Source organism: Burkholderia sp. EMB26, assembly GCF_024730645.1.
GTDB lineage: Bacteria > Pseudomonadota > Gammaproteobacteria > Burkholderiales > Burkholderiaceae > Burkholderia > Burkholderia cenocepacia.
Genome location: NZ_CP078070.1, coordinates 3,189,101 through 3,214,268, shown reverse-complemented (window position 1 = coordinate 3,214,268; position 25,168 = coordinate 3,189,101). Strand labels below are relative to the sequence as shown.

Annotated in this window: 25 protein-coding genes; 21 read left to right on the top strand and 4 right to left on the bottom strand. The window is 67.3% G+C overall.

Translation table 11 applies throughout. The features are described from left to right. Positions 1-78 precede the first annotated feature (78 nt). Positions 79-876, bottom strand: a complete 798-nt coding sequence (locus KU887_RS15145) for a ComF family protein (protein WP_258250459.1) — start codon at positions 874-876, stop codon at positions 79-81. A gap of 81 nt (positions 877-957) precedes the next feature. Between KU887_RS15145 and KU887_RS15140 the strand changes: the two genes are divergently transcribed. The 8 genes from KU887_RS15140 (at position 958) to KU887_RS15105 (ending at position 8,050) form a co-directional block, all read left to right on the top strand. Next, entirely contained in the window at positions 958-1,923 is a 966-nt protein-coding gene (locus KU887_RS15140; protein WP_048986797.1) for a methyltransferase domain-containing protein, read from the top strand. 195 nt (positions 1,924-2,118) lie between these two features. Continuing rightward, positions 2,119-2,643: a DUF2244 domain-containing protein gene (locus KU887_RS15135; RefSeq protein ID WP_006486400.1), complete on the top strand. Its 525-nt coding sequence runs from the start codon at positions 2,119-2,121 to the stop codon at positions 2,641-2,643. 56 nt (positions 2,644-2,699) lie between these two features. Next, complete coding sequence (gene coxB / locus KU887_RS15130) at positions 2,700-4,298, top strand: cytochrome c oxidase subunit II (RefSeq protein ID WP_006477730.1); 1,599 nt, start codon at positions 2,700-2,702, stop codon at positions 4,296-4,298. 43 nt (positions 4,299-4,341) lie between these two features. Next, positions 4,342-5,949, top strand: coding sequence for a cytochrome c oxidase subunit I (gene ctaD / locus KU887_RS15125; protein WP_006477731.1), 1,608 nt, complete (start codon positions 4,342-4,344; stop codon positions 5,947-5,949). Positions 5,950-6,029: 80 nt separating this feature from the next. Further along, complete coding sequence (locus tag KU887_RS15120; RefSeq protein WP_006486385.1) at positions 6,030-6,170, top strand: cytochrome oxidase small assembly protein; 141 nt, start codon at positions 6,030-6,032, stop codon at positions 6,168-6,170. Between the two features lie 35 nt (positions 6,171-6,205). Then, positions 6,206-6,817, top strand: a complete 612-nt coding sequence (locus KU887_RS15115) for a cytochrome c oxidase assembly protein (RefSeq protein WP_006486387.1) — start codon at positions 6,206-6,208, stop codon at positions 6,815-6,817. Positions 6,818-6,833: 16 nt separating this feature from the next. Then, positions 6,834-7,034 (top strand): DUF2970 domain-containing protein, encoded by a 201-nt coding sequence (locus KU887_RS15110; RefSeq protein WP_006486367.1) that lies wholly within the window; start codon positions 6,834-6,836, stop codon positions 7,032-7,034. 158 nt (positions 7,035-7,192) lie between these two features. Beyond that, the gene (locus KU887_RS15105; protein WP_006486364.1) at positions 7,193-8,050 is read left to right on the top strand and encodes a cytochrome c oxidase subunit 3; all 858 of its coding nucleotides are present in this window, start codon (positions 7,193-7,195) and stop codon (positions 8,048-8,050) included. A gap of 174 nt (positions 8,051-8,224) precedes the next feature. On the opposite strand, the gene KU887_RS15100 is transcribed toward KU887_RS15105, so the two are convergent. Continuing rightward, entirely contained in the window at positions 8,225-8,434 is a 210-nt protein-coding gene (locus KU887_RS15100; RefSeq protein ID WP_006477735.1) for a twin transmembrane helix small protein, read from the bottom strand. A gap of 84 nt (positions 8,435-8,518) precedes the next feature. On the opposite strand from KU887_RS15100, the gene KU887_RS15095 reads away from it, so the two are divergent. Genes KU887_RS15095 through KU887_RS15075 form a run of 5 tightly spaced genes read left to right on the top strand, consistent with a single transcriptional unit; the run spans position 8,519 to position 12,601 of the window. Continuing rightward, positions 8,519-9,229 carry an SURF1 family protein gene (locus tag KU887_RS15095; RefSeq protein WP_034201899.1) on the top strand — a complete coding sequence of 237 codons (711 nt, stop codon included), beginning with the start codon at positions 8,519-8,521 and terminating at the stop codon, positions 9,227-9,229. Between the two features lie 60 nt (positions 9,230-9,289). Next, entirely contained in the window at positions 9,290-9,916 is a 627-nt protein-coding gene (locus KU887_RS15090) for a cytochrome c oxidase subunit I (protein WP_012492387.1), read from the top strand. A gap of 25 nt (positions 9,917-9,941) precedes the next feature. Beyond that, positions 9,942-11,054, top strand: a complete 1,113-nt coding sequence (locus KU887_RS15085) for a heme A synthase (RefSeq protein WP_006486378.1) — start codon at positions 9,942-9,944, stop codon at positions 11,052-11,054. 8 nt (positions 11,055-11,062) lie between these two features. Further along, complete coding sequence (cyoE, locus tag KU887_RS15080; RefSeq protein ID WP_006477738.1) at positions 11,063-11,965, top strand: heme o synthase; 903 nt, start codon at positions 11,063-11,065, stop codon at positions 11,963-11,965. An 18-nt stretch (positions 11,966-11,983) separates the two neighbouring features. Continuing rightward, on the top strand, positions 11,984-12,601 hold the full coding sequence (locus tag KU887_RS15075) for an SCO family protein (protein ID WP_062911169.1): 618 nt from the start codon (positions 11,984-11,986) through the stop codon (positions 12,599-12,601). Between the two features lie 152 nt (positions 12,602-12,753). On the opposite strand, the gene KU887_RS15070 is transcribed toward KU887_RS15075, so the two are convergent. Then, a complete protein-coding gene (locus tag KU887_RS15070; protein ID WP_006486398.1) occupies positions 12,754-13,044 on the bottom strand; it encodes a YciI family protein in 291 nt (96 codons plus the stop codon). Positions 13,045-13,275: 231 nt separating this feature from the next. Here KU887_RS15070 and KU887_RS15065 point away from each other — a divergent pair, with 231 nt between their 5' ends. Next, positions 13,276-14,913 (top strand): methyl-accepting chemotaxis protein, encoded by a 1,638-nt coding sequence (locus tag KU887_RS15065; protein ID WP_060265690.1) that lies wholly within the window; start codon positions 13,276-13,278, stop codon positions 14,911-14,913. 226 nt (positions 14,914-15,139) lie between these two features. Continuing rightward, on the top strand, positions 15,140-15,955 hold the full coding sequence (locus tag KU887_RS15060; RefSeq protein ID WP_006486394.1) for a MetQ/NlpA family ABC transporter substrate-binding protein: 816 nt from the start codon (positions 15,140-15,142) through the stop codon (positions 15,953-15,955). Between the two features lie 86 nt (positions 15,956-16,041). Here the strand turns inward: KU887_RS15060 and KU887_RS15055 are convergent, their stop codons facing one another. Then, a complete protein-coding gene (locus KU887_RS15055) occupies positions 16,042-16,359 on the bottom strand; it encodes a VF_A0006 family four-cysteine protein (RefSeq protein ID WP_006486375.1) in 318 nt (105 codons plus the stop codon). A 332-nt stretch (positions 16,360-16,691) separates the two neighbouring features. On the opposite strand from KU887_RS15055, the gene KU887_RS15050 reads away from it, so the two are divergent. From KU887_RS15050 to KU887_RS15025, 6 genes are all read left to right on the top strand, one after another. Further along, positions 16,692-17,657 carry an ABC transporter substrate-binding protein gene (locus KU887_RS15050; protein WP_059721064.1) on the top strand — a complete coding sequence of 322 codons (966 nt, stop codon included), beginning with the start codon at positions 16,692-16,694 and terminating at the stop codon, positions 17,655-17,657. A 139-nt stretch (positions 17,658-17,796) separates the two neighbouring features. Then, on the top strand, positions 17,797-18,693 hold the full coding sequence (locus KU887_RS15045; protein ID WP_006486373.1) for an ABC transporter permease: 897 nt from the start codon (positions 17,797-17,799) through the stop codon (positions 18,691-18,693). A 1-nt stretch (position 18,694) separates the two neighbouring features. Beyond that, positions 18,695-19,489, top strand: a complete 795-nt coding sequence (locus KU887_RS15040) for an ABC transporter ATP-binding protein (protein WP_006486391.1) — start codon at positions 18,695-18,697, stop codon at positions 19,487-19,489. Positions 19,490-19,648: 159 nt separating this feature from the next. Next, entirely contained in the window at positions 19,649-20,356 is a 708-nt protein-coding gene (gene imuA, locus KU887_RS15035) for a translesion DNA synthesis-associated protein ImuA (RefSeq protein WP_048986787.1), read from the top strand. Beyond that, positions 20,289-21,776: a DNA polymerase Y family protein gene (locus KU887_RS15030; RefSeq protein ID WP_258250458.1), complete on the top strand. Its 1,488-nt coding sequence runs from the start codon at positions 20,289-20,291 to the stop codon at positions 21,774-21,776. Before imuA ends, KU887_RS15030 begins: the two co-directional genes overlap by 68 nt. Positions 21,777-21,782: 6 nt before the next feature. Then, complete coding sequence (locus KU887_RS15025; protein WP_258250457.1) at positions 21,783-24,998, top strand: error-prone DNA polymerase; 3,216 nt, start codon at positions 21,783-21,785, stop codon at positions 24,996-24,998. Positions 24,999-25,168 lie beyond the last annotated feature (170 nt).

Sequence of the window (25,168 nt, the reverse complement as noted above, 5' to 3'; positions counted from 1 at the left end):
GAGCCGCGCAACGCGCGCGGGCTCCCGGCTGACCGGTTCGTGACGGCCGCATTCGCGGCGGCCGGCCTCTCTCTCTAATTAATCCCTGGCGGTGCGCAGCGCAACCAGATTCGTCACGCGCGCGGCGCCCGCCGCCTTCAGCGCCTGCGCGGCCGCCGCGAGCGTCGCGCCGGACGTCATCACGTCGTCGACGAGCGCGATGTGGCGGCCGGCGACGCCGCCGGCCACCGCGAAAGCCGCCATCACGTTGTCGCGCCGTGCGTGCCGGTCGAGCCGCGACTGCGGCGCGGTGTCGGCGACGCGCGCGAGCAAGGCTGCGTCCGCTTGCACGCCGAGCCGGCGCGCGAGCGGACGCGCGATCGCCCATGCCTGGTTGTACCCGCGCGCGACGAGCCGCCGGTGCGACAGCGGCACCGGCGCGACGAGGTCGAAGCCGCTCGCGCCGTGCGTATCGTCGACCAGCCGGGCGAGCCGGGCCGCGAATTCGCCGCCGAGCGCGAGTCGCGCGTGAAACTTCAGGCCGCGCGCGAGCCCGTCGAGCGGCGCGCGGTAATCGGCAAGCGCGAGCGTCGCATCGAACGGCGGCGGCGCGGTGCGGCACGCGTCGCACCGGTACGCGGCCGCGCGGCCGGCGCCGGTACGACGACCGCCAAGCGATCGCGCATGCCCGACACCGAGCGGCAGCGCGCAGACCGCGCAGCGCAGCCTCGCTTCATTCCAGTACGCGGCATCGCAGGCGCCGCAAATCACTCCGTGTGACAAATTGCCGCACAACGCGCAGCGATTCGGCAATGCGACCGCGGCAACGCGCACGACCAGCGTTCGAACCTGCGACAAAACGACGCGCATCGTGCGCTCGGCGGAACCGCGGACCATCGCAACACTCCTGGCACGCCGCCTCAATGAAGCTTGCGAGGCGAGCGAGTATACTTCGGGCTCTTCGCCAGTGTGCCCGACATGTCCCCAGCTTCGACTTCAACCGGCCGTCCGGCCAATGACACCCGGCGCCTGCGGCGGATCTTCGACCGCCGTGCCGCCACGTTCGATGCGGTCGCGTTCCTGCCGCGCGAGATCGCGCAGCGGATGAACGAGCGTCTCGAATACATCAAGGTGAGCCCCGCGGCCGTACTCGACGCGGGCTGCGGCCCGGGCGACGACCTGCCGGCGCTGCGCGCGCGCTTTCCGGAGGCACCTGTGTTCGGCGTGGACCTGTCCGGCGCGATGCTCGCGCGGGCCGGCCAGCGCGAGGTCGAGCAGACCAACTGGCGCCGCTGGCTGCCGGCGTCGCTCGGCCGGGCGCTGGGCCAGCGCGGCCCGCGCGTCGCGCAGGCCGACTTCGCGGCGCTGCCGTTTCCCGGTGGCGCGTTCGACCTGATCTGGTCGAATCTCGCGCTCCACTGGCATTCGCGTCCCGATACGGTGTTTCCTGAATGGCAGCGCGTGCTGCGCGTGAACGGCCTGCTGATGTTCAGCACGCTCGGCCCGGACACGCTGCGCGAGCTGCGCGCGGCCTGCGCGGACGCCGAAGCGGCGCTCGGCATCGCGCCGCCCGCCGCGCGCGTGATCGATTTCGTCGACATGCACGACCTCGGCGACATGCTCGTCGAGAGCGGCTTCGAGATTCCCGTGATGGACCAGGAAGTGCTGACCGTCACCTACAAATCCCCCGACTCCCTGCTGGCCGACGTGCGCCGCTGGGGCGCCTATCCGTTCGAGCGCACGGCGCCGCAGCACGCGACGCGACGCTTTCGCGCGGCGCTCGGCGACGCGCTGGACGCGCGCCGGCGCGAGGACGGCACGATCCCGCTGACCTTCGAGGTGATCTACGGCCACGCGTGGAAGGCCGTGCCGCGCACGACCGCAGAAGGCCACGGGATCGTGCGCATCGAGGACATCGGCAAGGGGCGTCCGAAGAATCGGTAAAGCGGTAAAGAGGGGTTTTGTTATGTCTGAAATTAGCGGCGCAAAGCGGGGTCGAATTGGCGCCAAAAACGGCCGGAAAGCTTGTCGCACTTGGCTTGGCGGGCGATAGGCGCTTGCTTGTGGATGCCATTGAACCCGCCTATAATGCGTCAGCTTGTCGTCCCGGGGTCCCCGCAATACGGGGCGACGAGTCCGATGCAGGCATGCATCGCATGCCATTCGCGTGAGGCGGCGATGGAAGCAGCGAGGGTTTTGGCGGAGACGGCGGACAGCGAACCGGTCCTCGAAGACTGGCTCATGAAACGCAACTGTTCGGTGTCGCCACGCCAGTTCGTGCTGTTTTATGCGTCGCTCGCGGGCTTCTCGCTGGCGATCGCGGCGTTGCTGATGTGGAGAGGGGTCTGGCTCGTCATGCCCTTCACCGGAATCGAGTTGCTGGCGGTGGGTGTCGCATTTGCGATCTATGCTCGCCATGCGGTCGATTACGAGCGCATCAGGCTGTTTCCGCACCGGCTCGTGATCGAGCGGATGGATGCGGAGCGGCTCACGCAGATCGAATTCAACCCGCGCTGGGTGCGGGTCGAGCCGGGTGCGACGCCACGCGATCCGATTCGGCTGGTATCGCGCGGGCAGACCGTCGTAATCGGGCAGCATCTCGCGCAGTACAAGCGTGCGCAGTTCGCCGACGAACTGCGCGTGTCGCTCAGGCGCTGCGGCTGACGAGGCGCGGTCATCGGCCGGACGAGGCCGGTGGCTTGCGACGGGGGAGGGTTTGAATGGAAATTTTGGGTAAGGATGCTATGAAAACAATCAAGCGAGCCCTCACGGGCGTGCTGGCATGCAGCGGATTGCTCTTTGCCGGTGCGGCCCTGGCGGTCGGTGATAGCCCGGGCGGCCCCCGTGTCAACGAGATCAACTTTCAGCCGCCTGTCACGAAGATCGCCGAGGAGCTCTACGATCTCCACACGATGATGCTGATCCTGTGTACGGTGATCTTCGTCGGCGTGTTCGGCGTGATGTTCTATTCGATCTTCGCGCACCGCAAATCCAAGGGCCACAAGGCCGCCAATTTCCATGAAAGCACGACCGTCGAGATCATCTGGACGATCGTGCCGTTCGTCATCGTCGTGCTGATGGCGCTGCCGGCGACGAAGGCCGTCGTCGCGATGAAGGACACGACGAACGCCGATCTCACGATCAAGGTCACCGGCTACCAGTGGAAGTGGGGCTACGACTACGTGAAGGGCCCGGGCGAGGGCATCGGCTTCCTGTCGACGCTGACCACCCCGCGCGACGAAGTGATGGGCAAGAAGCCGATCACCGACACCTATCTGCAGGAAGTCGACAACCCGCTCGTCGTGCCGGTCAACAAGAAGATCCGCATCATCACGACAGCGAACGACGTCGTCCACTCGTGGTACGTGCCCGCGTTCGGCGTGAAGCAGGATGCGATCCCCGGCTTCGTGCGCGACACGTGGTTCAAGGCCGACAAGGTTGGCACGTTCCGCGGTTTCTGTACCGAGCTGTGCGGCAAGGAGCACGCGTACATGCCGGTCGTCGTCGAAGTCCTGTCGGACGACGACTACGCGAAGTGGGTCACCGCGCAGAAGGCCAAGCTGGCCAGCGCGGCGGTCGACCCGAACAAGGTCTACACGATGGCCGAACTCGTCGCGCACGGCGAGGAAGTCTACAAGGCGAACTGCGCGGCCTGCCACCAGGTGAACGGCAAGGGCCTCGGCGCATTCCCGGCGATGGACGGCAGCCCGATCGTGAACGGCCCGATCGCCGCGCACGTCGAGCGCGTGCTGCACGGCAAGGGCGCGATGCCGTCGTGGGCGTCGCTGTCGGACCTCGACATCGCTTCGGTCGTCACGTACGAACGCAACTCGTGGGGCAACCACAAGAACGACCTGCTGCAGCCGAAGCAAGTGGCCGACGCACGCAACGGCAAGCTGCCGGAAGACACGGCAGGCGCGGCAACGGCAGCGGCCCCGGCGGAAGCGGCTTCGGCGCCGGCGCAAGCCGCGTCGGGCGCCGAGCAGCCGGCGGCAGCGGCATCGGCCGCGCTGTCGACGATCTACTTCGAGACGGGCAAGAGCGTGCTGCCGGCCGACGCGAAGGCGGCGATCGCCGCCGCGGCCGACTATGCGAAGGCACATCCGGACGCGAAGCTCGCGCTGTCGGGCTTCACCGACAAGACGGGCTCGGCCGACGCGAACGCCGAACTGGCGAAGCATCGGGCGCAGGCCGTGCGCGATGCGCTGAAGGCAGCAGGCGTGGCGGAAGACCACATTATTCTCAAAAAGCCGGAAACGATCACGGGCGGGGCTGACGCGAAGGAAGCCCGGCGTGTCGAGATCGGCCCGGCGGCTTGACGTGTCGCTGAGTTAGTCGACGTATTCGCATTAGGAGATTCTCATGTCTAGCATCGGGCACGACGTAGCCGCGGACCACGCGCACGACGACCACGCGCACGAAGCCCCGCACGGCTGGCGTCGCTGGCTGTTCGCCACCAACCACAAGGACATCGGTACGCTGTACCTGCTGTTCTCGTTCATCATGTTCCTGTCGGGCGGCGTGATGGCACTCGGCATCCGTGCCGAGCTGTTCGAGCCGGGCCTGCAGATCATGCGTCCGGAGTTCTTCAACGAACTCACGACGATGCACGGCCTGATCATGGTGTTCGGCGCGATCATGCCGGCGTTCGTCGGCTTCGCGAACTGGATGATTCCGCTGCAGATCGGCGCATCCGACATGGCGTTCGCGCGGATGAACAACTTCAGCTTCTGGCTGCTGCCGGTCGCGGCCGTGCTGCTGGTCGGTTCGTTCTTCGCGCCGGGCGGCGCGACGGCGGCCGGCTGGACGCTGTACGCACCGCTGTCGACGCAGATGGGCCCGGGCATGGACTTCGCGATCTTCGCGGTCCACATCATGGGCGCATCGTCGATCATGGGCGGGATCAACATCGTCGTGACGATCCTGAACATGCGCGCACCGGGCATGACGCTGATGAAGATGCCGATGTTCGCGTGGACGTGGCTGATCACCGCGTACCTGCTGATCGCCGTGATGCCGGTTCTGGCAGGCGCGATCACGATGGTGCTGTTCGACCGCCACTTCGGCACGTCGTTCTTCAATGCGGCAGGCGGCGGCGACCCGGTGATGTACCAGCACATCTTCTGGTTCTTCGGCCACCCCGAGGTGTACATCATGATTCTGCCGGCGTTCGGGATCGTGTCGCAGGTGATCCCGGCGTTCGCACGCAAGACGCTGTTCGGCTATAGCTCGATGGTGTACGCGACGGCGTCGATCGCGATCCTGTCGTTCATGGTCTGGGCGCACCACATGTTCGCCACGGGCATGCCGGTCACCGGCCAGCTGTTCTTCATGTACGCGACGATGCTGATCGCGGTGCCGACGGGCGTGAAGGTGTTCAACTGGCTCGCGACGATGTGGCGCGGCTCGATGACGTTCGAAACCCCGATGCTGTTCGCGATCGGCTTCCTGTTCGTGTTCACGTTCGGCGGCCTGACGGGCCTGATGCTCGCGATGGCGCCGCTCGACATCCAGTATCACGGCACCTACTTCGTGGTCGCGCACTTCCACTACGTGCTGGTGGCCGGCTCGCTGTTCGCGCTGTTCTCGGGCTGGTACTACTGGGCGCCGAAGTGGACGGGCTGGATGTACAACGAGACGCGCGGCAAGATCCACTTCTGGGCGTCGATGATCTTCTTCAACCTGACGTTCTTCCCGATGCACTTCGTCGGTCTCGCGGGCATGCCGCGCCGCTATGCGGACTACCCGGCGCAGTTCACGGACTTCAACCAGGTGGCGACGATCGGCGCATTCGGCTTCGGCCTCGCGCAGGTGTACTTCCTGTTCGCGGTCGCGCTGCCGGCCTACCGTGGCGGCGGCGAGCTGGAAAAGGCGTCGGACAAGCCGTGGGATGGCGCGACGGGCCTCGAGTGGACGGTCCCGAGCCCGGCTCCGTTCCACACGTTCGAGCAACCGCCGCACGTCGAATAAGTTTCACCTAGCGTTCCGCCGCTGCCTGCCGCGCAGGCAGGCGCGGCGGGCGCGAAACGGAAGTTTCAGCGAAGTTTCAGATGACCCGGAATCCACAAGAAAGACGAACGCCCGAGCAGATCCGCGCGGGCAACAAGCGGCTCGGCCTCACCCTGCTCGTCATCGCCGCCGTTTTTTTTGTGGGTGTCGTGATCAAACAGTGGTGGCTGTCCACCCACTGATGCAGTAACTGACGCAGTAGCGAGGAAGTCGTCGTATGTCGAAGCCGGAAGAGGGCGCCGCGGATCGCGCGTTCAATCGTTCGATGCTGGTGAAGCTCTTCGTCGTGGCCGGGCTGATGTTCGGTTTCGGCTTCGCGCTGATCCCGATGTATCGGGCGATCTGCCAGATCACCGGCATCAACAACCTGGTGCAGCGCGATGTCAGCGAGCGCGAGGTGAAGAACTCGCAGGTCGACTACAGCCGCACGGTGTCGGTCGAGTTCGATGCGAACGCGCGCGGGCCGCTCGGCTTCAAGCCGGAGCACAACAGTCTCGACGTGCATCCGGGCGAACTGACGACGATCGTGTACGACGTGACGAACGGGCAGGGCCGGCCGGTCGTCGCGCAGGCGATTCCGAGCTACGCGCCGAAGCAGGCGACGGAGTTCTTCAAGAAGATCGAGTGCTTTTGCTTCACGCAGCAGACGCTGACCGCGAACGAGTCGCGCAAGATGCCGGTGGTGTTCGTGATCGACCCGAAATTGCCGAAGGACGTGAAGACGATCACGCTGTCGTACACGTTCTTCGAGCTGAATACCCCGGCCACGCCGGCCCCGGCGCAGCGCAGTACGGCGGCGGCGCAGGGTGCGGCGAAGCCGGATGCATGACGACGGAGGCGGGGCGATGACGGAGGTCAAGCGGAGCGGTACGTTCGGTCAGGCGCTGAAAGCGGTGCTGTGGTCGTTCTTCGGGGTGCGCAAGCGGCGCGACCTGGAGGCCGACGCGACGCAGCTCAATCCGCTGCACGTGCTGATCGTCGCGTTGATCGCGGCCGGCGTGTTCATCGGCGTGCTGATCCTGATCGTGCGTGCCGTCGTGGGCTGAGGGCGCAGTTAGCGGCTAGCGGCCCGCGGCGACGAAAGAATGCAGTGCGCGGCGCCACGGCGCGGCGTGCAGGAAAGAGCGGTGGCGGTCTCGCCGCGCAAGAAATAAAGCCGGAGCGGTTTCCGGTACACAAATTGGACTGAAGTGGAGAATCAAGCATGAGCGGTCAAAACCAGACCCCGTACTATTTCGTGCCGCATCCGTCGCAGCATCCGATCAGCGCGGCCATCGGCCTGCTGGTCATGCTCGGCTCGGTAGCGCTGTGGATCAACGGTCACGACTGGGCGCCGTTTACGGCGCTGCTCGGCCTGCTGTGGTTGCTCTTCACGCTGTATCACTGGTTCGGCGACGCGATCGCCGAATCGGAAGGCGGTCATTACGGCAAGAACGTCGACAAGTCGTACCGCTGGAGCATGAGCTGGTTCATCTTCTCGGAAGTGATGTTCTTCGGCGCGTTCTTCGGCGCGCTGTTCTATGCGCGTGAAATCGCGCTGCACCAGCTCGGCAGCCTCGACTACAAGCTGATCTGGCCGGACTTCTCCGCCGTGTGGCCGAACGAAGGCCCCGCCGCGCTCGCCGGTCACTTCAAGACGATGGGCCCGTGGCCGGTCCCGACGCTGAACACCGCGTTCCTGCTGTCGTCGGGCGTGACGCTGACGATCTCGCACCACGCGCTGCGTGACGATCATCGCAAGAAGGCGATCGCCTGGCTGGCCGCGACGCTCGTGTTCGGTATCTGCTTCCTGTTCCTGCAGGGTTTCGAGTACTACCACGCGTACAACGAACTGAACCTGACGCTGAACTCGGGCGTGTACGGTTCGACGTTCTTCCTGCTGACGGGCTTCCACGGCTTCCACGTGTTCCTCGGCGGCACGATGCTCGCGGTGGTGCTGGTGCGGATGATCCGCGGCCACTTCAAGCCCGATCACCACTTCGCCTTCGAAGGCGCCGCGTGGTACTGGCACTTCGTCGACGTCGTCTGGCTCGGCCTGTACGTCGTCGTCTACTGGCTGTAAATGGAACGACGGCCCGCGCAGCAATGCGCGGGCCGTTTTCATTGGTGTTGAGCGCGCGGCGGCGAAGCCGCGACCGACACCACCCTGGCGCCGCCGCGACTCAGTCAGGCGGCGCTTTTGCTTGGTGGCGCGGCCGTGCGGCGAAATGTCACAGCGGCCGGCGCGGCAACGGCATCAACGCCCGATCGGCAGGCCGGTCGAATGGATCCAGCCCATCCAGTTTGCGAACAGGATGAGCAGGAACAGCGACACCGACAGCCCGACGCGGGTGGCGAGCGACCAGACCATGCGCTTCGTATGGCCGCGGTCGTGCATCATGAAGTAGAGCGCCGAGCCCATGCTGGCAATGATGAGGACGAAGGCGATGGGAACGAGTATGTGCATGACACGAACCGGACGACGGCAATTCGAAAGGAAGAGGATAATTATCGCACTTCGCTTTCGCGCAGGTGCCGGGCGGGCCGCATGATGAAGATCCGCTGGCTGCCCGCGTTGCTGATCCTCGTCGTCGTCGCCGTCACGATCCGTCTCGGTTTCTGGCAGCGCGACCGCGCGCACCAGAAGGAAGCGCTGCAGGCGAGCATCGAGCGCTACGAGCAGGCGGCCCCTGTCGACATCGGCGCGCAGCCGGTTCCGCTCGCGTCGATCGAGTTTCATCGCGTGCGGGCAAAGGGCCGTTTCATGCCCGAGCAAGCGGTGTTCCTCGACAATCGGCCGTATAACGACCAGCCGGGTTTTTACGTCGTGATGCCGTTTAAACTCACGGGCGGCGGCGTCGTGCTCGTGAACCGCGGGTGGCTGCCGCGCAATATCGCCGATCGCACGGCGATCGAGCCGTTCGCGACGCCGGCGGGCGACGTCGAGATCGTCGGCATCGCGCGCGCCGATGCGTCGCGCGCGTTCGAGCTCGGCGAAGGCGGGTCGGCCGCGCATCAGAAGATCCGCCAGAACCTCGACGTCGCCGCGTATGCGCGGGAAACCGGGCTGCCGCTGCAGCCGTTCGTGATCCAGCAGACGAGCGACGACGGCGACAAGCTCGTGCGCGACTGGCCGGCGGCGACGACCGGCGTCGAGCGCAATTACGGTTACATGTTTCAGTGGTGGGCGATGGCGGCGGCCGCGCTCGGCTTCGGGCTGTACGCCGCGCGGCGTGCGGCGAAGAAGTCGGCCGGCGCGTGAGCGTCATGCCAGGACGCGGCGAGCGCGCCGCGGGTTTGTTTCGAGAGGTCTGATTTGTCCATGCAATCTCCCCGTCAGGGTCCGGCCGCTGCGCCGATGTCGCCCGCGGCCCGTAAGCGCGGCCGCTGGATGCTCGTGCTGCTGGGTCTCGTGTGCGCCGCGCCGATGATCGCGTCGTACTTCACCTATTACGTGATCAAGCCGAAGGGCGGGTCGACCAACTACGGCACGCTGATCGAGCCGCAGCGCCCGATCCCGGCGGATCTGCAGGTCACCGACGAAGCCGGCAAGACGGTGCCGCTGTCGTCGCTGCGCGGCGTCTGGCTGTTCGTGATGACCGACCGCAGCGCGTGCGACGACGCGTGCGCGCAGAAGCTCTATTTCATGCGCCAGATCCGCGTCACGCAGGCGGGCGAACGGCACCGGATCACGATGGTGTGGCTGCGCAGCGATGCGGGCGCGGTGCCGCAGAAGGTGCTGGACGCGTATCCGGACACGCGCCGGCTCGTTGCCGATCCGGCCGCGGTGGCCGCGTGGCTGCCGGCCGACGCCGGCACGAAGGACAGCGACCACATCTACATGGTCGACCCGAACGGCAACTTGATGATGCGTTTCCCGAAAGACCCGAATCCCAGCAAGATCAAGTCGGACGTGACGAAGCTGCTGAAGTGGTCGAGCATCGGTTAAGGCGAGAGAACGAGGCACCATTCCGATGTCGTATCTACTGCAACTCGGCCTGATCGGCTTGTGCATCGCGCTGCTGCCGCTGTCGTACGTGTGGGTGAAGGCCGACGACGACAAGTTTCGCAAGCTCGTGTGGATCACCACCTTCCTGACCCTCGACCTCGTGATGTTCGGCGGCTTCACGCGGCTGACCGATTCGGGGCTCGGCTGTCCCGACTGGCCAGGCTGCTACGGCACGTCGTCGCCGTTCATCGCGCACGCGGCGATCACGGCCGCGCACCAGGCGATGCCGACCGGGCCGGTCAGCATGACGAAGGCGTGGATCGAGATGATCCACCGCTATTTCGCGATGGCGATCGGCGTGCTGATCATCGCGCAGACCGTGATCGCATGGGCCGCGCGGCTGCGTCGCCGCCCGCTGCACGTGTCGCCGTGGTGGCCGACGAGCCTGCTGCTGCTGATTCTCGTGCAGGGCGCGTTCGGCGCATGGACGGTCACGATGAAGCTGCAACCGGTGATCGTCACGATCCACTTGCTGCTCGGCCTCACGCTGCTCGGCACGCTGGGTTGGCTCGCGGCGCGCCAGACGCCGCTGCCGTCGTATGACCCCGAGGCCGGGCGTTACCGTGCGGCCGCGCTCGCGGCGCTCGTGCTGCTGGTCGTGCAGATCGCGCTCGGCGGCTGGGTGAGCACGAACTACGCGGTGCTTGCGTGCACCGACTTCCCGACCTGCAACGGCCAGTGGATTCCGCCGATGGACTTCCAGCATGGCTTCCACCTGTGGCGCGCGCTCGGGATGACGAAGGACGGCGACGCGATCACGCAGGACGCGCTGGTCGCGATCCACTGGACGCACCGCACGTTCGCGTTCGTCGTGGTCGCGTACCTGGTCGCGTTCGCGCTGAAGATGCGCCGCTTCGAATCGCTGCGGCGGCCCGCGAACGGCGTGCTGCTGGTCGTCCTGCTGCAGTTCGTGACGGGCCTGACCAACATCGTGCTGCAGTGGCCGCTGCCCGTCGCCGTCGCGCACAACGGCGGGGCCGCAATCCTGCTGCTGCTCGTCGTCATGTTAAACTTTCGCATCCTTTCAAGCCGCCCCGGCCGTGTCGCGCAGCCTGCGCGCGACGCCGCCCCGGCGTGACCGCCCCCATGCAAAGCACCCTCTCCCAATCGCCCGGTAGCCGCTTTTCCCAGTACATGGCGCTGACGAAGCCGCGTGTCACGCAGCTCGCGGTGTTCTGCGCGGTGATCGGCATGTTCCTCGCGACGCCGGGCATGGTGCCGTGGCATGTGCTGATCGGCGGCACCGTCGGCATCTGGCTGCTGGCCGGCGCCGCGTTCGCGATCAACTGCCTCGTCGAACAGAAGATCGACGCGATGATGCGCCGCACCGCATGGCGCCCGTCCGCGCGCGGCGAGATCACGACGCCGCAGATCCTGCTGTTCTCGGCCGTGCTCGGCAGCGTCGGCGCATGGACGCTCTATACGTTCACGAATCCGTTGACGATGTGGCTGACGATCGCGACGTTCGTCGGCTACGCGGTGATCTACACGCTGCTGCTCAAGCCGATGACGCCGCAGAACATCGTGATCGGCGGCGCGTCGGGCGCGATGCCGCCGGCGCTCGGCTGGGCCGCCGTCACCGGCGCGGTGCCGGGCGACGCGTGGATCCTCGTGCTGATCATCTTCGTGTGGACGCCGCCGCATTTCTGGGTGCTCGCGCTCTATCGCCGCAAGGATTACGAGAACGCGGGGCTGCCGATGCTGCCCGTCACGCACGGCGAGAAGTTCACGCGGCTGCACATCCTGCTGTACACGGTGATCCTGTTCGCGGTCACGCTGATGCCCTTCATTTCCGGGATGAGCGGGGCCGTCTACCTGACGAGCGCGGTACTGCTCGGCGCGGTGTTCCTCGCGTATGCGTGGAAGATCCATCGCGACTATTCGGACGAACTCGCCCGCAAGGCCTTCCGCTACTCGATCGTCTATCTGTCGCTGCTGTTTGCCGCGCTGCTCGTCGATCACTACGCACGCCCGCTGCTCGGCGTGTAACCGCACGGTTTGAACGCAATGCTCCCATCACGGTTCGGGCGCCGCGCGCGCCAAGGCTGGATGCTCGCGTGCGCATTCACGGCAGCGCTGCTGCTCGCCGGATGCGACAACGCGCCGAAATTCCAGAATCTCGACATCACCGGCAACACGCAGTTCGGCAGCGACTTCGCGCTGCCCGATACGAGCGGCAAGGTCCGCACGCTCGCCGACTTCAAGGGCAAGGCCGTCGTGATGTTCTTCGGCTATACGCATTGCCCGGACGTGTGCCCGACCACGATGGCGGAATTGTCCGAAGCGCTGAAGCAGCTCGGGCCGGATGCCGCGAATCGCGTGCAGGTGCTGTTCGTCACCGTCGATCCGGAGCGCGACACGCCGGCGCTGCTCGGCCAGTACGTGCCCGCGTTCGATCCGTCGTTCATCGGCCTGCGGCCGGCCGACGAAGCGCAGCTCAAGAAGGTCACGAAGGATTTCCGCGTGTACTACGCGAAGGTGCCCGGCAAGACGCCCGGCAGCTACACGATGGATCACACGGCCGCGAGCTACGTGTTCGACCGCGACGGCAAGCTGCGCCTGTTCGTGCGCGACGGCCAGGGCCCGGCCCCGTGGGTCCACGACCTGAAGCTGCTGGTCGACTGACCGGCCGCCGCCGGGCGCCCGCCCGGCGTTTCGCGTGACGGCCGTGTTCGCGCCGTCACGTTTCCCCGCTCTCATCTTTGCGCGCATGCGCTGCCCGCCGGGCGGCGCGTCGGCATGCGCGCGTATTGCGCACGTATTGCGCCGAAGCCGCGTTACGGCAGCGCCGGCACGTTGAAGCCCGACGCGGCGCGGGTGATCCGGAATTCCGTCACGCGATACGTGGCGAGCCCCTCGGTGACGAACGGGTCGGTCTCGAGGATCGCGTCGAGTGCGTCGCGATCGATGCGGGCCGCGAGGATCATGCCGCCTGCGCGCGGCACCTTCGGCCCCGCCGCGATGAAGATGCCCTTGTCGAACTGCGGCTGCAGGTACGCGCGATGGCGTTCGAGCGCGTCGTCGATGCGCTCGAGCGACGCGGTGTAGTGGATGTCGATGACGTACATGGATGCCCCTGGAATGATGCCGGCGCTTCGCGCGCCGGCCAGCCGGTCTTTTTAGCACAGCGGATGCGGGCTGTCGCGCCGGCGCGCCGCGTGGGGGCCTGTCGATCGCCGGTTCGCCGCGGCGACGCGTATTCAAGATGTAAGCCTCGTTGCCGTAAATAAAAGAGCAACCGTTTGCGCGCGGCCGGCCGTTCGCGCGTCGGATGCATCGACATCGACAGAGGCACGCAGATGAGCAGAATGAGTTTGAACCGCAAGCTGTGGCTCGCGCTTGCGCTGGTATGGATCGGTCTTCTGGGCGTCGGCGCATGGAGCGCCTACGAAACGCGCGCGACGATGCTCGCCGAACGCAAGGCCGGCATCGCGAATCTCGTCGACTCGGCGGCGGGCATCGTGAAGGCCTATCACGCGCTCGCGCAGAGCGGCACGCTGCCCGAGGCCGACGCGAAGCGCGACGCGCTCGCGAGCCTCGCCGCGATGCGCTACGGCGATTCGGGCTACGTGTTCGTGATGGATTCGAAGCCGGTCGTGCTGATGCATCCGACGCTGCCGAAACTCGTCAACACGCAGGTCGGCGACTATCTCGATCCGGACGGCAAGCCGCTGTTCGTGACGATCCTGAACGCGGCGAAGGCGACCGGCAGCGGCTTCGCCGAATATCGCGGGCGGCTGCCGCACAGCGAGACGGCCGTGCCGAAGATCAGCTACGTCACGCGGTTCGCGCCGTGGGACTGGAACATCTCGAGCGGCGTGTTCCTGAAGGACATCGACACCGTGTACTACCGGACGCTGTTCGGCCATCTGGCCATGGTGTTCGTGATCGGCTTCGTGATCAGCGCGGCGATGCTGGTGATCATCCGCAACGTGCGCGGCAGCCTCGGCGGCGAGCCGGACGAAGCGGCCGCGCTCGCGACGCGCATCGCGCAGGGCGACCTGACGCAGCCGGTGCCGGTGCGCGCGGGCGATCGCACCAGCATGATGGCCGCGATGCACGACATGCAGGCACGGTTGCAGGCGACGATCGGCGGGATTCGCCAGTCGGCCGAATCGATCGCGTCGGCGAGCCGCCAGATTTCGGCCGGCAACGACGACCTGTCGCAGCGCACCGAGGAGCAGGCCGCGTCGCTCGAGGAAACCGCCGCGAGCATGGAGCAGTTGACCGCGACGGTGAAGCAGAACGCGGACAACGCGCGGCAGGCGAGCGGGCTCGCGAACAATGCGTCGGACATCGCGCGTGCGGGCAGCGACGTCGTGAACCGCGTGATCGGCACGATGGGCGAGATCGACGACAGCTCGCGCAAGATCGCCGACATCATCGGCGTGATCGAGGGCATCGCGTTCCAGACCAACATCCTCGCGCTGAACGCGGCGGTCGAAGCCGCGCGCGCGGGCGAGCAGGGCCGCGGCTTCGCGGTGGTCGCGGGCGAGGTGCGCTCGCTCGCGCAGCGCAGCGCGACGGCCGCGAAGGAGATCCGCGCGCTGATCGTCGATTCGGTCGAGCGCGTGCGCAACGGCTCGACGCTGGTCGGTCAGGCCGGCACGACGATGGGCGAGATCCTGCAGGCGGTCGCACGCGTGACCGACATCATGGGCGAGATCGCGGCGGCGTCCGAGGAGCAGGCGAGCGGCATCACGCAGGTCGGCCGCGCGGTCACGCAGATGGACCAGGTGACGCAGCAGAATGCGGCGCTGGTCGAGGAAGCGGCCGCGGCCGCTGCGTCGCTGCAGGAACAGGCCGCGCGGCTGCGCGACGCGGTCGGCGCGTTCCGGGTCGCCAATACCGGCGGCCCGTCGCCGCGCGGGACCGGTGCGCGGGCGGCCGAGCCGGCTTTCGGCACGAAGGCGGCCGACGGGACGGTGGCGGCGTGACGTGTATCGGCCGATCGGCCGATGGACCAATGGGCCGATGCGTCGAGGAAAAATGCAACTAACGGCCGAGTTGTGCGGTGGCCGCCGGCACTGCGCTGGTGCATACCCATATGAGCGGGATGTATTTCACTTCCCGCCGATCCTGTGACACCATTTGGCCCTTCCTGCGAGTCCGGGCATACCCGTATCGCGCCCCATTTCCAGTAAGCAAGAAAGCGAGAAACAGATGAAGCGTCGCAGTCTCCTGAAGGTATTTTCCGTGCTGGCCACCGGCGCCGCGCTGACGCTGTCGGCAGGCGCGCACGCCGAAGACAAGGTGATCAAGGTCGGCACGGTCGCCGGCCCGGATTCGGAAGTGTGGCAAGTCGTGCAGAAGGTCGCGAAAGAGAAGGAAGGCCTGAACGTGAAGGTCATCGAGTTCAACGACTACGTGCAGCCGAACGCGGCGCTCGATTCGGGCGATCTCGACGCGAACAGCTTCCAGCACCAGCCCTACCTCGACAGCCAGGTGAAGCAGCGCGGCTACAAGATCGTCAGCGCGGGCCTGACCTACATCTCGCCGATCGGCGTGTACTCGAAGAAGTTCAAGTCGCTGAAGGATCTGCCGCAGGGCGCGAAGCTCGCGGTGCCGAACGATCCGTCGAACGAGAACCGCGCGCTGCTGCTGCTGCAGACGCAAGGCGTGATCAAGCTGAAGGCCGGCGCCGGCACGGGCGGCAACAACGCGACGGTGCTCGACATCGCGGAGAACCCGAAGAAGCTGAAGATCTCCGAACTCGACGCCGCGCAACTGCCGCGCGTGCTGTCGGACGTCGACGCGGCCGTGATCAACACGAACTACGCGCTGGCCGCGAACCTGCAGCCGACCAAGGACGCGATCGCGCTCGAATCGCTGACGAGCCCGTACGCGAACCTGATCGCCGTGCGCGCGAAGGACAAGGATCAGCCGTGGGTGAAGAAGCTGGTCAAGGCGTACCAGTCGCCGGAAGTGAAGGAATTCATCAAGAAGCAGTTCAAGGGCTCGATGGTCGCGTCGTTCTGAACGCCGCTCACCGGTCGGACCGCTGAACGAAAAGGGCCTGCATCGCGCAGGCCCTTTTTTCATTGGCGCGGCACGCGCGCCTATGCCTACATCTCCCCGCGCCGCGAGCAGATCGACATGATCTGCTGGATCGCGTAGTTGTCGCGCACGCCGGGCAGCGACTGCACGACGCACTCGTGAAAGCGCCGTTCGCGCGGCAGCAGCATCGCGTTGTTGCGGTACAGCGCGTCGCACGAGCGCTGGATCAACTGGGCCGCCGCGCCGTTGCGGCTTTCGCGCAGCGCGTTGAGCATGCAGTCGTCGTATTGCGCGTTGCCGTCGGTCAGCGCGAACGCCGCGCCCGGCGGCGTCAGCGCGACGGCGGTGAATGCTGCGAATGCGGCGGCTCGGATACCCCGTTTCATCTGCCCTCCGGTGGAGTGGATTGGGTCGGCCGACAGCATAGCGTAAAGCCGCATGCGCGGCCGACGCATTGGCCGACGCGGATCGGCGCCGCCACCGGCAAGGCTTGGCGCGCTTTCTCGGGGCCTCGGCGAGGTGGTGCCCGGCGCGCCGCGCGAAAGCACGGAGTCAGGCGGTGGTCTGCGGAAATGGTATCCTCGTGCGTTCGCCGCTGCACGCTTTCCCGGAGCGTGCGCGGGCCGATCGCCCGCGTCTCGTACGCACGGGCGGCGCCCGCCCGACGGCGGCGGGAATCCATCATCCAGAACCGACACAATACGGGGGAGACTCACCCATGAAGCGATTCAAGACTTTCGCGATCCGTTCGATCACGGCCGGCGTCGCCGCACTCGCGCTGGCAGGCGCCGCGCATGCACAGACCGTCAAGGTGCTGTCGATCGTCGACCATCCGGCGCTCGATGCGATCCGCGACGGCGTGCGCGCCGAACTGAAGGCGGAAGGTTACGGCGACGACAAGCTCAAGTGGGAATACCAGAGCGCGCAGGGCAACACCGGCACGGCCGCGCAGATCGCGCGCAAGTTCGTCGGCGACAAGCCCGACGTGATCGTCGCGATCGCAACGCCGGCCGCGCAGTCGGTCGTCGCCGCGACGAAGAGCGTGCCGGTCGTCTACTCGGGCGTCACCGACCCGGTCGCCGCGCAGCTCGTGAAGGGCTGGGGCCCGTCGGGCACCAACGTGACGGGCGTGTCCGACAAGCTGCCGCTCGATCGCCAGGTCGCGCTGATCAAGCGCGTCGTGCCGAATGCGAAGACGGTCGGCATGGTCTACAACCCGGGCGAGGCGAATTCGGTCGTCGTCGTGAAGGAGCTCAAGGAGATCCTCGCGAAGCAGGGGATGACGCTGAAGGAAGCGGCCGCGCCGCGCACCGTCGACATCGGCCCGGCCGCGAAGAGCCTGATCGGCAAGGTCGACGTGATCTACACGAATACCGACAACAACGTCGTGTCCGCGTACGAAGCGCTGGTGAAGGTCGCGAACGAAGCGAAGATTCCGCTCGTCGCCGGCGACACCGACAGCGTGAAGCGCGGCGGCATCGCGGCGCTCGGCATCAACTACGGCGACCTCGGCCGCCAGACGGGCAGGGTCGTCGCGCGCATCCTGAAGGGCGAGAAGCCGGGCGCGATCGCGTCGGAGACGAGCAGCAACCTCGAACTGTTCGTCAATACGGGCGCGGCCGCGAAGCAGGGCGTCACGCTGTCGCCGGATCTCGTGAAGGAAGCGAAGACGGTCATCAAGTAAGCCGCGGCCCGACCGCCGCGCTTGCAGGCCCGATCCGGGCCTCGACGACATCGCCGGACGGGCGGCTCCCACCCGGGGCCGCCCGTTCGCTTCGCCCGGCCGTACACGTCCGGCCGGGAAGCAACAGGATTTCCCCATCATGTCTCTGTTCTCGTTTCTGGGCGCACTGGAGATCGGCCTGATCTTCAGTCTCGTCGCCCTCGGGGTGCTGATCTCGTTTCGCATCCTCAACTTCCCCGACCTCACCGTCGACGGCAGCTTTCCGCTCGGCGGCGCCGTCGCCGCGACGCTGATCTCGGCCGGCCATGACCCGTTTTCCGCGACGCTGCTCGCGATCGTTGCGGGCGCGCTAGCCGGCTTCGTCACCGGCTGGCTGAACGTGCGCCTGAAGATCATGGATCTGCTCGCCAGTATCCTGATGATGATCGCGCTCTACTCGGTGAACCTGCGGATCATGGGCCGGCCGAACGTGCCGCTGATCACCGAGCCGACGCTCTTCACCGTGCTGCAGCCCGACTGGATGCCCGATTACGTGCTGCGCCCGGCGCTGCTCGCGATCGTCGTCGTGATCGCGAAGCTCGGCCTCGACTGGTTCTTCTCGTCGCAGCTCGGCCTCGCGATGCGCGCGACCGGCGCGAACCCGCGGATGGCGCGCGCGCAGGGCATCGCGACCGGCCGGGCGACGCTCGCCGGGATGGCGCTGTCGAACGCGCTCGTCGCGCTCGCGGGCGCCCTGTTCGCGCAGACGCAGGGCGGCTCGGACATCTCGATGGGGATCGGCACGATCGTGATCGGGCTGGCCGCCGTGATCATCGGCGAGACGCTGCTGCCGGCGCGCCGGCTGGTGCTGACGACGCTTGCCGTCGTGCTCGGCGCGATCGTCTACCGCTTCTTCATCGCGCTCGCGCTGAACAGCGAATTCATCGGCCTGAAGGCGCAGGATCTGAACCTCGTGACGGCCGCGCTCGTCACGATCGCGCTGGTGCTGCCGGCGACGCGCAAGAAGCTGTTCGCGCGCAAGAACGGAGGGGCATGACATGCTGTCCGCACACGATCTCAAACTCACGTTCAATCCCGGCACGCCGATCGAGACGCGCGCGCTGCGCGGGCTGTCGCTCGAGATTCCCGACGGCCAGTTCGTCGCGGTGATCGGCTCGAACGGCGCCGGCAAGTCGACCTTCCTCAATGCGGTCAGCGGCGACCAGCGCGTCGATGCGGGACGCATCGCGATCGACGGCACGGATGTGACGCGCAAGGCTGCGTGGGACCGCGCGCACCTCGTCGCGCGCGTGTTTCAGGATCCGATGGCCGGCACCTGCGAGGCGTTGACGATCGAGGAGAACATGGCGCTCGCGATGGCGCGCGGCGCGCGGCGCGGCTTCCGGGCGGCGCTCGACCGGCCGTCGCGCGAGCTGTTCCGCGACAAGCTGCGGCTGCTGAACCTCGGGCTGGAAAACCGGCTGACCGACCGGATCGGGCTGCTGTCGGGCGGCCAGCGGCAGGCCGTGAGCCTGCTGATGGCGTCGCTGCGGCCGTCGCGGATCCTGCTGCTCGACGAGCACACGGCCGCGCTCGATCCGAAGACGGCCGCGTTCGTGCTGGAGCTGACCGCGCGCATCGTCGCCGAGAGCAAGCTGACGACGATGATGGTCACGCACAGCATGCGGCAGGCGCTCGACTACGGCGACCGCACGGTGATGCTGCACCAGGGGCAGGTCGTGCTCGACGTGTCGGGCGACGCGCGCAAGGGGCTGGACGTGCCGGATCTGCTGCAGATGTTCGAGAAGGTGCGGCACGAGCAGCTCGACGACGACGCGTTGCTGCTCGGTTGACGGGCTGCTGACCGACGGCTGACGGGCCGGCGCGCCGTGACATGACGGGCGCGCCGGCTTCTCCCCGGTTTCTTCCGACGAAAACCGGTTTTGCACCGGTGCTGTGCGACGCGCGCGCATTGCCATATACTGTATATCCATACAGTTGTGGGTGGCGTCATGCTCGCATCCTCCATTACTCCCGAATCCCTTCATCCGTCCCTTTGGCGCGGCTCGCAGCTCGCGCGCGGCGGCCCGCGCACGATCGACACGGGCTTCGCGCCGCTGTCGGCCGAGCTGCCGGGCGGCGGCTGGCCGGTCGGCGGCCTCGTCGAACTGCTGGCCGCGCAGCCGGGCTGCGGCGAGATGCGACTGCTCGCGCCGGCGCTTGCCCGCACCGTCAGCGTCCGGCGGCCGCTCGCGCTCGTCGCGCCGCCGCAGTCGCCGCATGCCACCGCGCTCGCCAGTCTCGGCGTGCCGGCCGACACGCTGCTGTGGCTGCGCGCCGGTAGCCGTACCGATGCGTTGTGGGCCGCCGAGCAGGCGCTCAAGACCGGCTGTTGCGGCGCGCTGCTGCTCTGGCAGGACGCGCGGCCCGATGCGCTGCGGCGCCTGCATCTCGCGGCCGCGCGCACGGGCGACACGCTGTTCGTGATGCTGCGTCCGCTGTCGGCCGCGCGGCAGCCGTCGCCGGCCGTGCTGCGCGTCGCGCTGTATCCGGTGCCGGGCGGCGTGTCGCTCGACATCGTCAAGCGTCGCGGGCCCGCGCGCAGCGAGCCGCTCGTGCTCGATTTGCCGTCGCCCATCGTGGAGAGCCGCTATGCGCGTCTTGCTCGGCATCCATCTGCCGCGCCTGCCGCTCGACGTGTGCGCCCCGCCGCCGTCTGACGCGGCGGCCGGCGAGGCCGGCTGCGCGGTGCTCGAGCAGGGCGTCGTGCTGATCGCCGACGCGGCCGCGCGCCGGCAGGGCGTGCGCGCGGGCATGAAGCGCGGCGGCGTGCTCACGCTCGCGCCCGATACGCAACTCGTCGAACGCGATCCCGCGCGCGAAGCCGATGCGCTGCGCGCGGTCGCGCTCGCGCTGCTGCGTTTCTCGCCGTGCGTCGCGCTCGACGACGAAGCCACGCTGATCGTCGACGTCGGCCCGAGCCTGCGGCTGTTCGGCGGGCTGCCGTCGCTGTGCCGCCAGGTGCGTGCGACGCTCGCGGCGCTCGGCTACGCGGCGCGCCTGTCCGCCGCGCCGACCGGGCGCGGCGCATGGCTGCTCGCGCGCACGTCGGCCCGCGCACGTAGCCTGCGCCGCGTCGCACGCCAGGCCTCGCTCGTCCGCACGCTCGACCGGCTGCCGTGTGTGCTGCTGCCCGATGCGCGTCCGTATGCGGGCTGGTTCGACGGTCTCGGCTGCCGCACGCTCGCCGATCTGCGCCGTCTGCCGCGCGCAGGGCTGCAGCGACGCTGCGGTCCCGCGTTGCTGGCCGCGCTCGATCGTGCGTACGGCGAAGCGGTCGAGCCGCTGGCGTGGATGGCGGTGCCGCCCGTGTTCGACGTGCGGCTCGAGTTGCCGGAGCGCGTCGAATACGCGGAAGCCGTGCTGTTCGCCGCGCGGCGGCTCGTCGTGCAGCTGTGCGGCTGGCTGGCCGCGCGGCACCTGTCGCTCGCCGCGATGACGTTCGATCTCGAGCACGAACGCGGCCGCCAGGCCGTGCCGCCGACCCCGCTCGCGCTCGCGTTCGCCGCCCCCGTGCGCGACGAGGGGCATTTCATGCGGCTGCTCGGCGAGCGGCTCGCGCGCGTCGAGCTGCCGGCCGCGGTGATCGCGGTGCGTCTGAAGGCCACGCGCGTCGAATCGGTCGCGCCGCCGGCCGACGATCTTTTTCCCGAGCCGGGCGGTACGCGCGAGACGCGCGAGCGGTTGTTCGAACTGCTGGTCGCGCGGCTGGGCGCGGACAACGTGCTGCGCGCGGCGCCTGTCGCCGATTACCGGCCCGAAGCTGCGAATCGTTGGCTACCGCTCGATGCGCAGGCAGGCAAGCCCGCTGCTGTTTCATCCGCCGCGCCGCCGCGTCCCGCGTGGCTGCTGGCCGAGCCGCTGCCGTTGCTGATGCGCGGCGAGCGGCCGGTATTTCATACGCCGCTCCGGATGATGTCGTCGGCCGAGCGGATCGAAGCCGGGTGGTTCGACGGGCAGCTCGCTGCACGCGATTACCACGTCGCGCAGGACGAAGAGGGCGCGTGCTATTGGGTGTTCAGGGAGCGGACGAGCAGTCAGGCTGCGCCGCACTGGTTCCTGCACGGCCTGTTCGGGTGAACGAAGATGGTTGCGGAATTCAGCTTGCTGCCCGATTACGCGGAATTGTTCTGCCGCTCGAATTTTTCGTTCCTGCATGGCGCATCGCATGCGGAGGAACTGGTCGAGCGTGCGGTGAAACTCGGCTATCGCGGGATCGCGATCACCGACGAATGCTCGCTCGCCGGCGCGCCGCGCATGCATGTCGCCGCTAAAGAGAAAGGGCTGCCGCTCGTCATCGGTTCGTATTTCGACGTCACGCCGGATGAAGTCGCCCCCGGCCACGACCCGGGCCCCGGTGCGTTCGGGCTCGTGTTGCTCGCGCAGAACCGCGAAGGGTACGGCAATCTGTCCGAGCTGATTTCGTGGCGGCGGATGGAGGCTCCGAAGGGGACGTACAAGCTGACGTCGCGGATACTGTCGGCGCCGCCGGCGAAGTTTGCACACCTGCGCGGGATGCCCGACTGCTTCGCGATTCTCGTGCCGACGTATCCGGTGCGGGCGGACGTGCTCGATGCGCAGGTCGCGTGGTTTCGCGCGACGTTCGGCGAGCGTGCGCGGCTCGGGCTCGTGCAGTTGCAGCGCGCGCTCGACGGCGTGCAGCGCGACGAGATTCGTGCGGCCGGCAAACGGCGCGGCGTGCGACTCGTCGCGCTCGGCGACGTGACGATGCACGTGCGCTCGTGCAAGCCGCTGCAGGACGTGATGACGGCGATTCGTGTCGGGATGCCGGTGGCCGAGTGCGGCTATGCGCTCGCGCCGAATGCGGAGCAGCATCTGCGTTCGCGCGGGCGGATCGCGAAGTTGTTTTCGGCGGAAGAGATTGGCGAGACGTGCGCGATGCTCGATGCGTGCGATTTCGATCTCGACGATTTGAAGTATGAATATCCACTCGAACTCGTGCCGCGCGGACACACGCCGACCAGTTACTTGAAGCAGGAGACGTGGGCAGGTGTCGCTCGACGCTATTGGAATGGTGTGCCGGAGAAGGTGGCAAAGCAGATCCGGTATGAACTTGCCCTGATCGCGAAACTGAAATACGAGCCGTTCTTCCTGACCGTCTACGACATCGTCAAATACGCGCGCAGCCAGAATATCCTGTGCCAGGGCCGCGGCTCGGCCGCGAATTCGGTCGTCTGCTATTGCCTCGGCATCACCGAGGTCGATCCCGATCAGAGCACGATGCTGTTCGAGCGCTTCATCAGCGAGAAGCGAGGCGAGCCGCCCGACATCGACGTCGACTTCGAGCATCAGCGCCGGGAAGAGGTGATCCAGCACATCTATGAAAAATACGGCAAGGACCGCGCCGCACTCGCGGCCGCCGTCTCGACGTATCGTCCGCGCGGCGTGCTGCGCGAAACCGGCAAGGCGCTCGGTGTCGATCCGATGCTGGTCGACCGCGTCGCGAAGGGCCATCGCTGGTTCGACGGCAGCCGCGACCTGCTACAACAATTCGCGTCGACCGGGCTCGATCCGGCGACACCGATCATTCAGACATGGGCCGAACTGGCGGGGCGCCTGCTCAATTTCCCGCGCCACCTGTCGCAGCATTCGGGCGGCTTCGTGATCAGCCGCGGCAAGCTCACGCGGCTCGTGCCGGTCGAGAACGCGGCGATGGACGGGCGGCGCGTGATTCAGTGGGACAAGGACGATCTCGAAGCGCTCGGGCTGATGAAGGTCGACGTGCTCGCGCTCGGCATGCTGTCGGCGCTGCATCGCGCGTTCGACCTGCGCACCGCGTGGCGCGGACCAGCGAAGGACGGCAAGCCATTCACGCTGAAACACATTCCGCAGGATGACAAGGCCACCTACGACATGATCTGCCGTGCCGATACCGTCGGCGTGTTCCAGATCGAATCGCGCGCGCAGATGTCGATGCTGCCGCGGTTGAGGCCGCGCAACTACTACGACCTCGTCGTCCAGGTGTCGATCGTGCGGCCCGGTCCGATTCAAGGCGGCGCGGTGCATCCGTATTTGAAGCGGCGCAGGATCGTGGCCGGCGAAGAGAAGGGGGAGGTCACGTATCCGAGCGACGCGCTCAAGACCGTGCTCGAACGCACGCTCGGCGTGCCGATCTTCCAGGAACAGGTGATGCAGATCGCGATCGTCGCGGCGGGCTTCACGCCTGGCGAGGCCGACGAGTTGCGGCGGGCGATGGCCGCGTGGAAACGCAAGGGCAATCTCGAGAAGTATTACGACAAGATCGTCGACGGGATGCTCAAACGGAACTACACGCGCGAATTCGCCGAACAGATCTTCGAGCAGATCAAGGGCTTCGGCGAATACGGTTTCCCCGAGAGCCACGCCGCCAGCTTCGCGAAACTCGCGTACGCGAGCAGCTGGCTCAAATGCCACGAACCCGCGATCTTCCTCGCCGCGCTGCTGAACAGCCAGCCGATGGGGTTCTACCCGCCGTCGCAGCTCGTGCAGGACGCGAAGCGTCATCGCGTGAAGGTGCTGCCGATCGACGTCACGCAAAGCGGTTGGGAAGCGTCGCTCGAAGCACTGCCCGACCAGCCGCCGCCGCACGGTCAGCCGGCCGTGCGGCTCGGCCTGTCGCTCGTGCGCGGCCTGAGCGAAGCCGCCGCGCGGCGCATCGAAGCCGCACGCGCCGCCGGCCCGTTCGACAACGTCGACACCCTCGCGCGCCGCGCGCAACTCGAACGTCGCGATCTCGAAGCGCTCGCCGCCGCGAATGCGCTCGCGACGCTCGCCGGCCATCGTCGCGATGCGTTGTGGCAGGCCGTCGCCGCGGCGCCGGAGCGCGACCTGCTCGCCGCCGCGCCGATCGACGAGGTGGAGCAACCTGCGCTCGGCGCGCCGTCGGAAGCCGACGACATCCTCGCCGACTATCACACCACCGGCCTCACGCTGAACCGCCATCCGGTCGCGTTGCTGCGTCCGGCCTTGCGCGCGCAGCGGCTGTCGTCGTCGGCCGAGTTGCGCGACCGTCCCGACGGCCGGCTCGCACGCGCATGCGGGCTCGTGATCGCCCGGCAGATGCCGGGCACCGCGAAGGGCGTGATGTTCATGACGCTCGAGGACGAAACGGGCTGCGTGAACGTGATCGTCCGGCCCGAGCTGCTCGCGCGGCAGCGCCGCGAAACACTCGATTCGCGGCTGCTCGCGGCGTCCGGCGTGTGGCAGGTCGTGAGCGACGTGCGGCACCTCGTCGCGCAGCATTTCGAGGATCTGACGCCGCTGCTCGGCGGCCTGCGCACGTCGAGCCGGGAATTCCACTGATCCGCGTGTCGCACCGGCGCGCTGTCGTCGATGCATACCAGTCAGCCAAATTGGTTCTATTCTGGTCTCGTATTCGTGCCGGCAATCCGGCCGGTCCACGCACTGGAATTGTCCCCTTGCATACCACTTCGGGTAAATCCCTATCTCGCACTGCATTGTAAACAAAGGCT